Below are 15,793 nucleotides of genomic sequence, written 5' to 3' on the forward strand. Positions count from 1 at the left end.
GGGGGTTCACCCCGCACGCGGGAACCGCTACGACGGTTACAGATGCAACAGCTTTCCAGAACCGAACAAGGCCTGATCGAGGGGATCGACGCCGCTGCGATGCTGGCGCAGGTCGAACGATGGTGCGCGGTAAACACGGGCACCGGCAACCTGCCCGGCCTTTCGCTCCAATGGGACATGCTGGCGAACGCGTTTGCCGCATTGCCGGGCGAGGTGCGCCAGGTTGCGCCTGCGCCGGTCACCGCCATCGCGCCCGACGGCAGCGAGATCGAAACGGCCAACGGCGCGCATCTGGTGTTGTCGGTGCGTCCCAATGCGCCGCGGCGCTATCTTCTCACCGGCCACATGGACACGGTGTTTGCGCCCACCCATCCCTTCCAGACGCTGCAATGGCTCGACGCGGAAACGCTGAACGGCCCTGGCGTCGCCGACATGAAGGGGGGCATCGCGGTGATCCTTGCGGCGCTGACCGCCTTCGAGGCAAGCCCGATTGCCGGATCGGTGGGCTACGACGTGATGATCAATGCCGACGAGGAGACGGGCAGTCTATCGTCTGCCGGGCTGATCGCCGAACTTGCGCAAGGCAAGGCGGCGGCGCTGACCTATGAACCGTCCGCCCTTCCCGATGGCACGCTTGCAGGCGAACGGCCGGGGAGCGGCAATTACAGCGCAATCATTACCGGCCGCTCGGCCCACGCCGGGCGCAATCCGCAGGACGGGCGCAACGCGATCCTTGCCGCTGCCGATCTGGCGCTGCGATTGAAGGCGCTCGAGGCTCCGGGGCTGTCGGTCAATCCGGCGCGGATAGATGGCGGAAGTGCCAACAACGTCGTGCCTGATATCGCGGTACTGCGCTTCAACGTGCGCCCGCGCATGCCGGAACTGGCGCAGGCGTTCGATGCGGGCGTGCGTGAGGCAACCAGGGTGATCGAGAAACTTCACGAGGTGTCTATACACCTTCACGGCGGGGTCTCACGCCCGCCCAAGCCGTTGACCGAGCAGGCGACCGCGCTGTTCGGCCTCGTGCGCGAATGCGGCGAGGCGCTGGGCCAGCCGATCCGCTGGCAGGCCTCGGGCGGGGTGTGCGATGGCAACAACATCGCCACATGCGGGGTGCCCGTGGTCGACACGATGGGCGTGCGCGGCGGGGCAATCCATTCGGCGCAGGAATTTCTGATCGTGCCATCTCTGGGCGAGCGGGCGGCTCTGTCCGCGCTCGTCCTGCACAGGCTATCCGGGGGAAGCTGATGACGTTCCGTATCCGCGCCGCGCGCGCGAGTGACCTGCAACCGCTCTACGAGATGGCCAAGCTGACCGGCGGCGGCTTCACCAACCTGCCGCCTGACCGCAAATCGCTCACGGCCAAGCTGGAGCGCGCGGCGGAGGGCTTCGGAAATCTGGAAGAAGGCGATCCCAAGAACCTCAGGGACGAACTGTTCGTGCTCGTGCTGGAGGACACCGCGACAGGCGAAGTGCGCGGTACGGCGCAGATCTTCACCAGCGTCGGGCGGCAGTGGCCGTTCTATTCCTATCGCATGGCAACGCTGACGCAGCATTCGAAGGAATTGAACCGCACCTTCCGCGCCGAGATGCTCGGCCTCGTCACCGATCTCGAAGGATCTAGCGAGGTGGGCGGGCTGTTCCTGCATCCGTCCGAACGGGCGGGCGGGCTTGGCATGCTGCTCGCGCGCAGCCGCTACCTGTTCATCGCGATGCATCGTCAGCGTTTTGGCGACAAGATCCTTGCCGAACTGCGCGGCGTGATCGACGAACGCGGCGGGTCACCTTTCTGGGACGGTGTGGCCGGACGCTTCTTTGGCATGAGCTTTCAGGAAGCGGACTATTTCAACGCCATCAACGGCAACCAGTTCATCGCCGACCTGATGCCCAAGCACCCGGTCTATATCGCCATGCTTCCCGAATCCGCGCGCTCGGCCATCGGACTGCCGCATCCTTCGGGCCGCGCGGCGATGCGCATGCTGGAGGAGGAAGGCTTTGCCTACGAGGGCTATGTCGACATCTTCGACGGCGGGCCGACGATGACCGCCCGCACCGACCGCGTGCGCTCGATCTGCGAGGCGCAGAAGTCTGTAGTGGCGCATGTGAAAGCACCCGAAGGCGGCGGCAGCACGGTCAAGTCGCTGGTGGCGACGGGGCGGCTCGCGGATTATCGCTGCACTTTTGCCGAAGTTGCGAACGGGCCGGAGGGACTGGTGCTGGATCCCGTGGCCGCGGCGGCGCTCGGCGTTGGTGTGGGGGACACCGTTTGGCATGTCAGCCGCTGAACAGCAGGATAAGCTCCATGTCTCTCGTTGAAATCAATTTCGATGGTCTGGTCGGGCCAAGTCACAACTACGCCGGACTTAGCCTGGGCAACCTCGCCTCGGCCAGTCACGCCGGCGAAGTCTCGTATCCTCGCGCAGCCGCCTTGCAGGGCATCGCCAAGATGCGTCACAATCTCGCGCTGGGCCTGACGCAGGGATTGTTCGCGCCCCTCCCCCGCCCCAACCCGGTGCTGCTCAGCGCGCTTGGGCTCGATGCGATCGACGAAAGCGATGCGGCGCAGCGCCGGTTGCGCGCGGCTGCATGGTCCGCCTCGTCGATGTGGACGGCCAATGCCGCGACGGTGAGCCCGGCACCCGATACGGCCGACGGGCGCTGTCATCTGACCGCGGCCAATCTGGTGACCATGCCTCACCGTTCGCAGGAATGGCCCGACACCGTGCGGCAATTGCGGCTGGCATTTGGCGACACCGCGCACTTTGCTGTGCATGATGCCGTGCCGCCTTGCTTTGGTGACGAGGGCGCAGCCAACCACATGCGCATGGGTGTCGCGCATGATAAGCCGGGCGTCGAACTGTTCGTCTATGGCAAGACCGGTGGCGCTTTCCCGGCGCGCCAGCACGAACAGGCCAGCCGCGCGGTTGCGCGCCTTCACGGGCTTGATCCGGCGCGCTGCCTGTTCATCGAGCAATCGGCCGAGGCGATCGCGGCCGGCGCGTTCCACAACGATGTGGTGGCGGTGGCGAACGAGCGCGTGCTGTTCACGCACGAACAGGCTTTTGCCGAGCCTGACGCAACTTATGCGGCGATCCGTGCCAAGCTTCCCGAGGCAGAGATCGTGGTTGTGCCGGCAAGCGCGGTGAGTCTTGCCGATGCGATCAAAAGCTACCTGTTCAACGCCCAGTTGCTGACGCTGCCATCAGGCGAGATGGGCCTCGTCGTCCCGCTCGAGGCTTGGGAAATGCCTTCGGTACGTGGATGGCTGGACGGGCACGTTGCCTCGAACGGGCCGATCAGGCGGGTATTGCCGGTGGATGTGCGCCAGTCGATGGCCAATGGCGGCGGGCCTGCCTGCCTACGCCTTCGTGTTGTCGCAGATCCTGCCACGGTCGATCCCCGCTTTCTGCTGAACGATGGCAAGGCCGCGCTGCTGGAAAGGATTGTCGCTGGGCACTGGCCAGAACAGATCGATCCCGTTGATCTTGGGCGAGAATCACTGGCGCAGGCGGTGATTGCCGCGAGATCGGCCCTGCTGGACGCACTGGAGTTGCGGGAACTGATCTAGCGTTCGGCGACTATCCTAATGCCGCTGTTTGTCGCCCCGCTTTACAGTGAACAAAAGTTTAACTGGGCACTTTCCAGCAAAACTTGAACTGGCACGATGGTTGCGAGGGTCTTCGGCAAAGAGGATAACTGCCCCCATGCTGCAAAAGATCGGTCGCCTGTTTGTCATCAAGACCCGCTTCGAGGCGTTCGCGATCATCTATGCCCTGGCGTTGGGGGCGGTAGAGCGCGGCAAGGCCTACATGTTCCAGTATCCGGGTTTTGGCGGAAAGCTGCTGTTTCTGGCGGCAACCGGCGCGGTCTTCGTAGCAGGTGCCAAGATCCTCGATGCGGTGCGGATGGAGAGCGCCGCACGCGCCGAGGCTGCGGCCCGCGTTGAGGCATAGGCGCGCGGCAATACGCGCGCTTCGACAGGCTCAGCACGACCGGCAGTTTGCAGATAAAAAGGGTAGTAGGGCGATTCTGTTGCTAGGCTCGCCCCCAGCCCCCGGTTTCCGATTCTGTTACCCGGTTCGGTCCGAACCGTGCTCTAACCTTATAACTTCAGGGCGTTAGCCCCTAGAATTATGCAGCGAGAGCAAGTGCTTCGTTGTCGTTGGCACTTGTGAGTTTTGAGCCTTGAACGGGTTACTCAGCCCGGGCAAAAACAGCGCTTTTCAACACACGTCGATCCTAGTTCGGCCCCATCAACACCCTTGCGACAACAAGGCCCGCATCCCGAAGAACACGGTAGTGATGGTGGAGCCGCCGGGTACCGCCCCCGGGTCCGCTGTGCCTATTGCACGCCGCAATTTATCACCATAGCCGGTCGAAACCGGCAGGGACCCATATAGGGGCGGCGGCAAAAATGAAAAGGGGCAGGATTGCTCCTGCCCCTCGTGCAGCGTTGTGTAAGGTGTGAATTCAGCCCTTCGCCCGCAGAGCGTCGCGAATTTCGGCCAGCAGTTCGACTTCGCTCGGGCCAGCCGGGGCGGCAGGCGCTTCGGCGGGCTTCTCCGTCATGCGGTTCACCGCCTTGACGATCAGGAAGATGATGAAGGCGACGATCACGAAATTGACGGCCTGCGTGATGAAATCACCATAGCCGATCATCGGCACGCCTGCGGCCTTGAGATCGGCATAGGCATTTGGATCGCCCTTGAAGTCGGCCGGAACGTCGCCCAGCCTAACGAAGAAGCGGGTGAAATCCACGCCACCCGTGACCCAGCCGACGACAGGCATGATGACACTTTCGGTCAGCGAGGTGACGATCTTGCCGAACGCCCCGCCGATGATCACGCCGACGGCCAGATCCAGCACGTTGCCGCGCGCGATGAATGTCTTGAATTCGCCTAGAATGCTCACAACTTCCCCCTTCACGTCGTTAACCATATGACCCTTCCGAACAGTTGCACTGCGGACCGAACGTCACAAGCCTCAATCGGTTGCACATCGGACCCACCCTTGAAGTGCGGCCCCCGTTCGCTATCTCTGCATGCATTGCGGGCCGCGCGTGCGGCCTGCCAAAGGGGTAGATGCAAGATGGCCGCTTCGCGCTTTTCACAGATCGCTTTTGCCACGGTTGCCGCTGCAAGCCTTTCGGCATGCGGCATCAACTCGGTCCCCGCTGCCGAGGAAGAGGCCAAGGCCCGCTGGGGCGATGTGGAGAGCGATTATCAACGCCGGGCCGACTTGATCCCAAATCTGGTTTCAAGCGTGAAGGCGGCGGCAGGTTCGGAAACGACAATTCTGACTAATGTGACCAACGCGCGTGCATCGGCCACGTCGATCAACATTACGACCGATGACCTTTCAAACCCGGCGGAGTTCGAAAAATTCCAGAATGCGCAAAACCAGTTGACCCAGGCCTTGGGGCAACTGCGCACGGTCGTGGAGAACTATCCGCAGCTTCAAAGCCAGGCGCGCTTTGCCGACCTGATGGTGCAACTCGAAGGTTCCGAAAACCGCATCAACACCAGTCGCAAGCGCTACAACGAGGCGGTGCAGGCTTACAATACCACCATCCGCACCTTCCCCGATGCCATCGGCGCGAAGCTGATCCACGGTGCCAAGCCGATGGTGCCGTTCAAGGCGGCTGCCGGATCGGAGGTCGCGCCGACGGTGAACTTCGACATGAACGCGCCCGCTCCCGCCGCTTCGGGCAAGTAACATGACCCGCCCCCGGTGGGCTTTTGTGCGGGTACTGTGGCAAGCGGTCGCCGTGCTGTTTCTGCTTGCGGCAGGCGCAGCGCAGGCGGCCATGCCTGCCAGACCCGCAGGACCGGTGCTCGATCAGGCGAACATCATTCCTGATGCCGATGAGGCGGCGCTGTCGCAGAAGCTTTCGGCATACAATGCGCAGACCGGGCGGGCGATCGTGGTGGCGACAGTCGCCTCGCTCGACGGGCAGGAAATCGCCACCTACGGCACCGAGCTTGGCCACCAGTGGGGCGTAGGCGGCAAGTCCACCGACCAGGGCCTAATTCTGCTTGTGGCACCCAACGAGCGCAAGGTTCGGATCGAGGTCGGCTATGGTCTTGAAGAGTATCTGCCTGACGTGCTCGCCGGGCGGATCATTTCAGGGGCGATTACGCCGCGCTTCAAGGCGGGCGACTATCCGGGCGGTATCAATGCCGGGATCGACCAGATCCTGACGCAACTGAATCGCGATCCTGCCGACGCAAAAGCCGTGGCCGAGGCAGCAAAGGCGGCACAGCGCGAAGGCTCTTCCGCTGGCGGATCGACGATTGCCGGGGCGATATTCTGGGTCGTGATGATCGTGGTGTTCATGGGCATATTCGGGCGGCGAAAGCGCGGATTTGCGCAGCGGCGCAGCGGCATTGATCCCGGCATCGTATTGTGGGGCATCAGCGAGCTCGCCCGCGCAGCGTCGGACAACCGCCACCCGGGTGGCTGGGGCGGCGGTGGCGGCTCCGACTGGGGTGGCGGCGGCGGAGGCGGCTTCGGCGGCTTTGGCGGCGGCGACTTCGGTGGCGGCGGCGCTTCGGGGGACTGGTGATGGCTGGATTGAGGATGGCCGGGCCGACAATGACCGAGGCCGATCACAAGATCGTGTCCGATGCCGTGGCGGCAGCCGAGGCGCAGAGCGCGGGCGAGATCGTCACCATCGTCACGCCGCGTTCGGACGCCTATCATGACGTTGCGCTGGTGTGGGCCGCGCTCGCGGCGTTCGTGGCGCTTTGTGCGCTGGAGATCTTTCCCGGATTCTACCTCGCGCTGGTCGAGCGCATGCTTGGCCTCTGGGCCTTCGATTGGAGTCCGCGCGCGGTGCTGGGCCTTGCGCTGACGGTCACCACGCTGAAGTTTGCGGGCATGTACCTGCTGATGCGATTCACGCCGCTGGGGCTGTGGCTGACCCCGCGTCGCGTGCGCAATGGCCGGGTGCGCGAGCGCGCGCTCACCTGCTTCCGCGTGGGCGCGGAAAGCCGCACTTCGGGGCGGACCGGGGTGCTGATCTACCTGAGCCTTGCAGAACACCGCGCCGAGATAATCGCCGATGCCGCAATCGCCTCCAAGGTTTCGCCCGAGACGTGGGGACACGCGATGAAAGCCATGCTCGATCCGATCCGTGGCGGACGCATGGCCGAAGGCATGGCAGCAGCCGTGGGCGAGGTGGGCAAGGTGCTTGGTCAGCACTTCCCGCGCTCGGACGACGATGTGAACGAACTTCCCGACAGGTTGATCGAAGTATGAGCCCGAAAACATGAGCCTCGAAGAAGAGTACCGCGACCACCCGGAGCAGGTTCACTGGCAAGGCCGCTACATCGTCGCCAAGACGCGCGGGCGCTGGGAATATGTCAGTCGCAACCGCAACATCAAGGCGGCGGTGATCCTGGCGATCGACGATGGCCACGTCATCCTTGTCGAACAGTTTCGCGTGCCGCTGGGCCGCCCCTGCATAGAGCTGCCTGCCGGGCTGATCGGGGATCAGGAAGGCGAGGAGGACGAGGCCCCGGCCATCGCCGCTGCGCGCGAACTGGAGGAGGAGACCGGCTACCGCGCGGCCCGGGTCGAGTCGCTGGGCGAGTTCCATTCCTCACCAGGCATGGTCACCGAGGCTTTCACGATGTTCCGCGCACATGGACTTGAAAAAGTTTCCGAAGGTGGCGGCGTGGAGGGCGAAGGCATAACCGTTCACCGGGTTGCCCTTACGGAAATCTCGCAGTTCCTCGAACAGAAGCGCGCGCAGGGCCATGCCATCGACGTGCGGATGCTGCTGCTTCTGGCGCCGGGCATCGTCGGCTGACACTTGCAGGGCTTGCGCCGACGCGCGCCACTTGCTTTCCTTGACGCAAGCGGAAAGCAACGAGAGGATCGGACAATGGGCAGAGTCAGCGGCAAGAAGGCGCTCGTCACCGGCGCGGCGCAGGGACTTGGCGCGGCACACGCCTGGATGCTGGCCCGCGAAGGCGCGCAAGTGCTGCTCACCGACATCAACGGCGAGGGTGCGCAGGCAACCGCCGATGCCGTCAATGCCGAGCGTGGCGCCGGCACCGCCTTTGCCATGCGTCACGATGTGACCAGCCCCGACGACTGGGACGCCGCGATGGCGCTCGCTGCCGAGACGATGGGCGGGCTATCGGTTCTGGTGAACAATGCAGGCGTGGGCGTGCGCGGCAATATCGAGACCTGCACGCTGGAGGAGTGGCACCGCGGCTTTGCCATTAACGTGGATTCGGTGTTCCTCGGCTGCCAGAAGGCCCTGCCCCTGCTGCGCGACAGCCAGCCCGCCTCGATCGTCAACATCAGCTCGATCGCGGGCCTGATCGCCTCCGACACGATGCCCGGTTACAATGCCAGCAAGGCGGCGGTCTGGATGCTGACCAAGTCGGTCGCGCTCTATTGCGCCAAGCGCGGCTGGGATATCCGCTGCAATTCGGTCCACCCGACCTTCGTGGATACGCCGATCCTGGATGGCATCGCGACGAACGCAAATATCGAGAAGGACGTGGTCATGGGCAAGCTCGCCCGACAGATCCCGCTGGGCCGCGTCGGCGTGCCCGATGATATCGCGGCCGGGGTGCTCTATCTTGCGAGCGACGAGAGCCGGTTCATGACCGGGGCAGAGCTGAAGCTCGACGGCGGCATTTCGGCGATGTGACATTAGAGGGGCCGGCCCGACACGACGTCAGGCCGGCCCCTTGCCTTTCTGTAATCAACCTGTGCCTTAAAACACCACGACCGAGCGGATCGACTTGCCGGCGTGCATCAGGTCGAAGGCGGTGTTGATTTCCTCAAGGCCCATGACGTGGGTGATCATCGGGTCGATCTCGATCTTGCCGGTCATGTACATGTCGACGATCTTGGGTACGTCGGTGCGGCCCTTGGCGCCACCAAATGCGGTGCCGCGCCAGTTGCGGCCGGTGACGAGCTGGAACGGGCGGGTGCTGATTTCCTTGCCTGCTTCGGCCACGCCGATGATGATGCTGGTACCCCAGCCACGGTGGCAGGCTTCGAGCGCAGTGCGCATCACTTCGGTGTTGCCGGTGGCATCGAAGGTGTAATCCGCGCCGCCGTCGGTCATCTCGACGATCTTAGCCACCGTGTCCTCGCGGCTCATGCCCTTGCTGTTGAGGAAATCGGTCATGCCGAAGCGACGGCCCCATTCCTCACGGTCCGGATTCAGATCGACACCGATGATCTTGTTGGCGCCTGCCATCCGCGCACCCTGCAGCACGTTGAGGCCGATGCCGCCAAGGCCGAAGACGACGACATTGTCACCGGGCTGCACGTTGGCCGTCTTGGTGACGGCGCCCACGCCCGTGGTTACGCCGCAGCCAATGTAGCAGGCCGACTGGAACGGCGCGTCTTCACGGATCTTGGCGACGGCGATTTCCGGCAGGACGGTGAAGTTCGAAAAGGTGCTGCAGCCCATGTAGTGAAAGATCGGCTGCCCCTTGTAGGAAAAGCGCGTGGTGCCATCTGGCATCAGGCCCTTGCCCTGCGTGGCACGGATCGCGGTGCACAGGTTCGATTTGCCCGAGAGGCAGGTTTTGCACTTGCCGCATTCGGGCGTGTAGAGCGGGATCACGTGATCGCCGGGCTTGACCGAAGTCACGCCGGGGCCGACTTCGCGAACCACGCCTGCGCCTTCATGGCCGAGCACGCTGGGGAAAAGCCCCTCACTGTCGAAGCCGTCGAGCGTATAGGCATCGGTATGGCACACGCCGGTCGCCATGATCTCGACGAGGACTTCGCCGGCCTTCGGGCCTTCGAGATCAAGCTCGACGATTTCGAGCGGCTGCTTGGCGGCGAAGGCGACTGCGGCGCGGGTCTGCATTTTCGGGGTCTCCCTTTCAATCGGCGGCGCGATAGCATAGTTGCAACGATCCTGTTAAATCGCGCTCTACGCGAAACACTGTTGCAAGACGAGAACAATGAGCAATCGCTGGGACGGATTCGACGAAGTGGTTGCGGTGGCCGATACCGGCACTTTCGTCGGCGCGGCAAAGCGGCTCGGCACCTCCACTTCGCACGTAAGCAGGGCAGTGGCGCGGCTCGAACAGAGCCTGGGCGCGCAGTTCTTCCATCGCACCACGCGCGCGGTGAGCCTGACCGACACCGGACGCACGCTTGTCGACCAGTTCCGCCGCCTGATCGCGGAGCGCGACGAGGCGATTGCCATGCTCGACCTGCAGGGTGAGCCGCAGGGCCAGCTCAGGATCACCTGCCCGACCGCGCTGGGCGAACGTTTCATTGCGCCGATCGTGCGCGGGTATGTACAGGACTTTCCGAAGCTATCGGTCGATCTCGACCTGACCAACCGCGTCGTGGAACTCGTCTCGGAGGGGTTCGATCTGGCGATCCGCACCGGAAGCCTGCCCGACAGCCGGCTGATCCGCACGCAAGTCGCAACGCGCGGGATCGTGACTTGCGCCTCGCCCGGCTATCTCGAAGCGCGCGGAACGCCGCAGTCGGTCGACGATCTTGATCGGCACGAGTGCATCCTTGCCACATCGGATGCGTGGCGGTTCCGGGTCGAAGGCGAGACCCGCTCGCTCAGGCCGCGGGGGCGCTGGCGGTGCAACAGCGGTGCCGCCGTGTTCGAAGCCGCGCTCGCGGGCATGGGCCTTTGCCAGTTGCCCGCGTTCTACGTGAATCGGGCCATCGCGGAGGGGCATCTGGTCAAGGTTCTGGACGCGTTCCAGCCCGACGATGATCCGATCTGGGCGGTCTACCCGCAGCGCCGCCACTTGCTGCCCAAGGTCCAGCTCCTGATCGACAAGCTGCGGCGTGAAATGCCCGCGGCAATCCTTGCCTGCTGATCGCGGCGCAAGCGCGAATAGCTATGCGCACGCAGGGGCATGACAACGCTGCCAACGATGGCTAAGACGGTGCGTACGGCCCGGTGAGCGGCCGAACAGGAGAGTTTCGCCGTGTCGACCACGCCAGCCAGTGCCCCTGCCGCCGGATCGCAGAAGGCGGCCTTTGCCGCTGTTACCGTGCTGTTTTTCGCCTGGGGTTTCATCACCTCGCTGATCGATCCGCTGGTGGCCGCAGTGAAGGGCATCTTCACCCTGACCACGCTTGAGGCGCAGCTTTCGGCCGGCGCGTTCTTCATCGCCTATGGCCTGATGAGCTTCCCGGCCGCCGCGATTATCGGCAAGCTGCGCGCGGTGCCCGCTATCCTGCTGGCCCTCGCGACAATGGCGGTGGCCTGCCTGGTAATGTTGGGGGCAGCCAATGCTGCATCCTATCCGCTGGTGCTGGCGGGCCTGTTCCTGCTGGCGACCGGCATCACCGTGCTGCAGGTGGCGGCAAATCCGCTCGCCGCGGCGCTGGGCAAGCCCGAAGGCAGCCACTTCCGCCTGACGCTCTCGCAGACGTTCAACTCGTTCGGTACGTTTCTCGGGCCGGCACTGGGTGCTTCGCTGTTTCTGAAGGGCGTAGAGGTAGCCGACGGCGCCGCTCTGACCGCCGACGTGCGCGAGGCCGCACTGGCAGGAATCGACCGCGCCTATTTCTGGATCTGCGGCCTGCTGGTGCTGCTGCTCGTGTTCTTCTTCATCAACCGCAAGCGAATTGCCGCAGCAGCCCCGTCGGCACAGGCAACCGGTGGTATCGTGGCCCTGGCAACGGAGGCGTTCTCGTCGCGCTGGGCGGTTCTGGGCGCCGCCGCGATCTTCATCTACGTCGGTGCAGAAGTGGCTATCGGCACGCAGATGGCGCTGTTCCTCAACACGCCCGATATCTGGGGCGTCAGCCTTGAACAGGCAGGCAAGGCGGTTTCGTTCTACTGGGGCGGCGCGATGGTCGGCCGGGCGATCGGCACCGTCCTGCTCGCACGCTTCCCGGCGGCCCGCCTGATGGCGCTGTTTGCCGCGATTGCCGCTGCGATGTGCGCCTACGTTCTGCTCGTCGGCGGTGTTTCGTCCGGATATGTCGCGCTCGCGATCGGCCTGTTCAACTCGATCATGTTCCCGGTGATCTTCACGCTGACGCTCGAACGCTCGACCGCCAGCGAAGAGGCGACTTCGGGCCTGTTGTGCACCGGCATCATCGGCGGCGCGGCGATCCCCGCAATCGCAGGTGCCGTGACCGACGCGACGAGCTTCGTCACCTCGTTCATCGTGCCGGGCGCATGCTACATTCTGCTGGTCCTGTTCGCGCTGCGCGCCGGCGCGGCACCGGTCGTGCGCCGGGCGACGGGCGAAAGCGTTCACTGAGACGTGGCGGCCCCGGTTCAAAAACCGGGGCCGCAAAAATATTTCTTGGGCAACCAGTCAAGCGTTCCGTAGCGGAAGCTGCGCGACTGGCGGAATTGCGCGGGTTTGAGCCCTTTCCCTTAACGTAAACTTGCACTAGCACTGGTCTTCGAAGAGTCGCGACAACGCGCGAGGAGAGGACATTGCAGTCAGGCAATCCCCATGGGCGCGCGGCGATCCGGGCATGACTACAGTGCAGGCCTTGCCCGCAATCGGCGATATTGCGGCCGAGATGGCGCGCGAGGGCGAACGCTACGTGCTGCACGGCGTCGATGGCTGGATGCAGGGCCGAACGATGTATGGCGGCGCCTCATCTTTTCTGGCCTACAGCGCAGTGCGCAAGGCGATGCCCGATCTGCCTCCGTTGCGTGGGGCCCAGATCGGCTTTGTCGCACCAGTCGGCGCTCAGATGGACATCGCCGTTAGCGTATTGCGCGAGGGCCGGAGCGTCAGCCAGATCCAGTCCGATCTGTTTTGCGAGGGCGGGCTCGCGCATCGTGGACTTTGGTTGTTCGGCGATGGCAGGGCATCGAACGGAACCGTTGCAGCGGCGAGCGCCGAACGATTTCTGCCATGGCACGAAATGACCGAACTGAGCGCGCCGGACGGCCCGCATTTTCTGCGCAACCTAGATATCCGGCGGGCAGAACCTCCCGGCGGTCTGCGCGACGGTGCGGTGCGGCGCTGGGTGCGGCTGAAGAACCGGCGCGGGATTGATCCGATCGGCGAACTGATCTTGTTGGGGGACGCCCTGCCGCCGGGGTCCATGCGCGCGATGGAACGCCAGGGGCCGATAAGTTCGATCAACTGGTCGCTGACGCTGCTGGGCGACAATCCCCGGACGCAGGACGGCTGGTGGCTGATGGAGACGGGGTCCAACCATATGGCCGATGGCTTCAGCAGCGAGACGCTGCGGATGTGGAATGCCGAGGGCTTTGAAGTTATGCGCGGGCTCCAGAGCGTTGCGATATTCGGTTGAGGAGATGATGCAATGAGCCTGGCCGACCCTGCAGCCCTCGGTTTCGAGCCGGACCGTCTCGCACGAATCGGCAGGTTCCTCGACGAGACCTACATCGCGACCGGTCGCCTGCCGGGACTCGACGTGCTGGTCGCGCGCGATGGCGAGGCCGTCTACCGCCACACCAACGGACGGGCTCGCGAAGACGGCACGGCAATGGCGGCGGACACTATCTATCGCATCGCGTCGATGACCAAGCCGCTGACCTCGATCGCGTTCATGATGCTGGTCGAAGAAGGCAAAGTCGCGCTCGACGATCTCGTGACGCGGGTTATCCCTGAGTTTGCCAGCCTCGGCGTCTATACCGGTGGCGGAGCGGAGCAGGACTTTCTGCCCGCCCGCCCTGCCCCGGCCATGCGCATGGTCGATCTTCTGACGCACCAGTCCGGCCTGACTTATGGCATCCAGAACCGCACCAACGTGGACGCCGCCTACCGCAAGGCCCGGCTCGACGGTCATGCCAGCTTGCCGGGGAACGACCATTTCATCGAGCAGCTTGCCAGGTTGCCGCTCGAGTTCGCGCCCGGCGAGGGCTGGAATTATTCGGTCGGTACCGACGTACTCGGCGTGATTGTCGCGCGGCTTTCGGGAATGAGCTTGGGCGAGTTCTTCGCCAGACGCATCTTTGCGCCGCTGGGCATGGTCGACACCGGGTTTCACTGCCCCGACGACAAGGCGCACCGGCTCGCCGACGCCTGGGCCTATCAGCCGGGCCGGCCTCCGCAATTGTTCGACCCCGCCGAAAAATCGGGGACACGCCGCGTGCCGCGATTTGAGAGCGGCGGCGGCGGGCTGCTGTCGACGACCGCTGACTATCACCGTTTCTGCCGGATGCTGGTCGGCCAAGGGGCCGCCGATGGCGCACGCATCATCAGCCCCAAGACGCTGCAACTGATGACGGCAAACCACTTGCCCGGCGGTGCGGACCTGACCGAGATGTCGCGCGCGCTGTTCAGCGAAGCGCACAATGCCGGTGCCGGATTTGGGCTGGGATTCGGCATGACGATCGACCCGGTACGGGCCCTCGTGCCCGGCTCGGTCGGTGAGTTCTATTGGGGCGGGATCTTCTCGACCGCGTTTTTCGTAGATCCGGTCGAGAAAATCCATGCGGTCTTCATGACGCAGCTTTACCCGTCGTCCACCTATCCCATCCGGCGTCAGTTGAAGACGCTGATCTATGGCGCGCTTGCCGCAAGCCGCGCCTGACATAACCTGAGGAGAATACCATGTCCGACCCCATCACCGGCGCCAAGGAGCATATCGAAGCTGCAAGGCGGCTGGCAGCGACTATCGACGATATTCCGGCTGGCACTGCCCTGCTGCCGATCAACCGCGTCGGCGTGATCGGTGCCGGCACGATGGGCGGCGGCATCACCATGAACTTCCTCAGCGCGGGCATCCCGGTGACCATCGTCGAGATGAAGCAGGAAGCGCTGGACCGCGGCGTGGCGACAATGGCCAGGAATTACGAGAACACCGTCAAGCGGGGCAAGATGGACGCAGCCGACGCGCAGGCTGCGATGGCGCGCCTCAATCCGACGCTCGACTTCGGCGCGCTGGCCGAGGCCGACCTTATCATCGAAGCCGTCTATGAAAGCATGGACGTCAAGAAGGACGTGTTCGGCCGGCTCGACAAGGTGGCAAAGCCGGGTGCAATCCTCGCTTCGAACACCAGCTACCTCGATGTCAACGAGATCGCGCAGGCGACGAGCCGGCCCGAAGCGGTTCTCGGCATGCACTTCTTCTCGCCTGCCAACATCATGAAGCTGCTCGAGGTCGTGCGCGGCAAGGCGACCGGCGCTGCACAATTGGCCACCGTGATGGCGCTGGCGGTGAAGATCGGGAAGGTCCCCGTGGTATCGGGCGTCTGCTTCGGCTTCATCGGCAACCGCATGCTCGCCCAGCGCCAGCAGCAGGCACAGGCGCTGATCATGGAAGGTGCGAACTACTGGGACGTGGACGAAGCGCTGCTCGAATTTGGTTTCCCTATGGGACCGTGGCAGATGGCCGACCTTGCCGGTGTCGACATCGGCTGGCACCGCGATCCGACCCGCGTCGAGACGCTACGCGAAGCGCTCTGCGCCGTGGGTCGCTGGGGGCAGAAGACCAAGAAGGGCTTTTACGATTACGACGACAATCGCCAGCGCACACCTTCGGATGAAGTGAAGGCGATCATCGCCCAGTTCGCCGCCAAGGAGGGCCAGAAGACCGGCAGGCCGCAGCGCGAAATCGGCAAGGACGAAATCCGCGAGCGACTGCTCTACCCGATGATCAGCGAAGGCGCGCTGATCCTCGACGAGGGCATTTCGCAGCGGGCGAGCGACATCGATACGGTCTGGCTCAACGGTTACGGCTGGCCTGCATGGACCGGTGGTCCGATGTTCTGGGCCGATCACATCGGGCTCGATACGGTCGTTGCAGGCCTCAAGAAGCACGGGCTTTCCGTGGCACCGCTGCTGGAACGCAAGGCCGCTGCGGGCGAAACCTTCAACTGAACCCGCAA

General features: G+C 64.2%; 15 protein-coding genes, 1 other RNA gene and 1 pseudogene. 14 read left to right on the forward strand and 3 right to left on the reverse strand.

Features of this window, described 5'->3' with window-relative positions; translation table 11 throughout:
- Positions 1-42 precede the first annotated feature (42 nt).
- From AC2A04_RS12270 to AC2A04_RS12285, 4 genes are all read left to right on the forward strand, one after another.
- Entirely contained in the window at positions 43-1,248 is a 1,206-nt protein-coding gene (locus AC2A04_RS12270) for a hydrolase (protein WP_484212618.1), read from the forward strand.
- Entirely contained in the window at positions 1,248-2,285 is a 1,038-nt protein-coding gene (locus AC2A04_RS12275) for an arginine N-succinyltransferase (RefSeq protein WP_484212619.1), read from the forward strand. Before AC2A04_RS12270 ends, AC2A04_RS12275 begins: the two co-directional genes overlap by 1 nt.
- A 17-nt stretch (positions 2,286-2,302) precedes the next feature.
- A complete protein-coding gene (locus tag AC2A04_RS12280; RefSeq protein ID WP_484212620.1) occupies positions 2,303-3,568 on the forward strand; it encodes an N-succinylarginine dihydrolase in 1,266 nt (421 codons plus the stop codon).
- Between the two features lie 136 nt (positions 3,569-3,704).
- Positions 3,705-3,953: a hypothetical protein gene (locus tag AC2A04_RS12285; protein WP_484212621.1), complete on the forward strand. Its 249-nt coding sequence runs from the start codon at positions 3,705-3,707 to the stop codon at positions 3,951-3,953.
- A gap of 103 nt (positions 3,954-4,056) precedes the next feature.
- Here the strand turns inward: AC2A04_RS12285 and ssrA are convergent.
- Positions 4,057-4,425, reverse strand: a transfer-messenger RNA (tmRNA) gene (gene ssrA, locus AC2A04_RS12290).
- A 45-nt stretch (positions 4,426-4,470) separates the two neighbouring features.
- Complete coding sequence (gene mscL / locus AC2A04_RS12295) at positions 4,471-4,938, reverse strand: large conductance mechanosensitive channel protein MscL (RefSeq protein WP_484212622.1); 468 nt, start codon at positions 4,936-4,938, stop codon at positions 4,471-4,473.
- A gap of 150 nt (positions 4,939-5,088) precedes the next feature.
- Between mscL and AC2A04_RS12300 the strand changes: the two genes are divergently transcribed.
- The 5 genes from AC2A04_RS12300 to AC2A04_RS12320 all read left to right on the forward strand — a co-directional run bounded on the left by AC2A04_RS12300 (position 5,089) and on the right by AC2A04_RS12320 (position 8,668).
- Positions 5,089-5,715 carry a LemA family protein gene (locus AC2A04_RS12300; protein WP_484212623.1) on the forward strand — a complete coding sequence of 209 codons (627 nt, stop codon included), beginning with the start codon at positions 5,089-5,091 and terminating at the stop codon, positions 5,713-5,715.
- Position 5,716: 1 nt separating this feature from the next.
- Positions 5,717-6,565 (forward strand): TPM domain-containing protein, encoded by an 849-nt coding sequence (locus AC2A04_RS12305; protein ID WP_484212624.1) that lies wholly within the window; start codon positions 5,717-5,719, stop codon positions 6,563-6,565.
- Positions 6,565-7,260 (forward strand): TPM domain-containing protein, encoded by a 696-nt coding sequence (locus AC2A04_RS12310; protein ID WP_484212625.1) that lies wholly within the window; start codon positions 6,565-6,567, stop codon positions 7,258-7,260. Before AC2A04_RS12305 ends, AC2A04_RS12310 begins: the two co-directional genes overlap by 1 nt.
- Positions 7,261-7,270: 10 nt before the next feature.
- Entirely contained in the window at positions 7,271-7,813 is a 543-nt protein-coding gene (locus tag AC2A04_RS12315) for an NUDIX hydrolase (protein ID WP_484212626.1), read from the forward strand.
- 75 nt (positions 7,814-7,888) lie between these two features.
- Entirely contained in the window at positions 7,889-8,668 is a 780-nt protein-coding gene (locus AC2A04_RS12320) for an SDR family oxidoreductase (protein ID WP_484212627.1), read from the forward strand.
- Between the two features lie 66 nt (positions 8,669-8,734).
- On the opposite strand, the gene AC2A04_RS12325 is transcribed toward AC2A04_RS12320, so the two are convergent.
- Positions 8,735-9,847, reverse strand: a complete 1,113-nt coding sequence (locus AC2A04_RS12325; RefSeq protein ID WP_484212628.1) for an S-(hydroxymethyl)glutathione dehydrogenase/class III alcohol dehydrogenase — start codon at positions 9,845-9,847, stop codon at positions 8,735-8,737.
- 97 nt (positions 9,848-9,944) lie between these two features.
- Between AC2A04_RS12325 and AC2A04_RS12330 the strand changes: the two genes are divergently transcribed.
- The 5 genes and pseudogenes from AC2A04_RS12330 to AC2A04_RS12350 all read left to right on the forward strand — a co-directional run.
- On the forward strand, positions 9,945-10,832 hold the full coding sequence (locus AC2A04_RS12330; RefSeq protein ID WP_484212629.1) for a LysR family transcriptional regulator: 888 nt from the start codon (positions 9,945-9,947) through the stop codon (positions 10,830-10,832).
- Between the two features lie 111 nt (positions 10,833-10,943).
- Positions 10,944-12,233, forward strand: a complete 1,290-nt coding sequence (gluP, locus tag AC2A04_RS12335; protein ID WP_484212630.1) for a glucose/galactose MFS transporter — start codon at positions 10,944-10,946, stop codon at positions 12,231-12,233.
- Positions 12,234-12,456: 223 nt separating this feature from the next.
- A complete protein-coding gene (locus AC2A04_RS12340) occupies positions 12,457-13,251 on the forward strand; it encodes a thioesterase family protein (RefSeq protein ID WP_484212631.1) in 795 nt (264 codons plus the stop codon).
- Positions 13,252-13,263: 12 nt separating this feature from the next.
- Positions 13,264-14,496: a serine hydrolase domain-containing protein gene (locus AC2A04_RS12345; protein WP_484212632.1), complete on the forward strand. Its 1,233-nt coding sequence runs from the start codon at positions 13,264-13,266 to the stop codon at positions 14,494-14,496.
- 41 nt (positions 14,497-14,537) lie between these two features.
- A pseudogene (locus AC2A04_RS12350) lies at positions 14,538-15,785 on the forward strand (3-hydroxyacyl-CoA dehydrogenase); the annotation flags it as partial.
- Positions 15,786-15,793: the final 8 nt, after the last annotated feature.

The sequence above is a fragment of the Novosphingobium sp. HNCC26DJ243 genome, assembly GCF_057180545.1.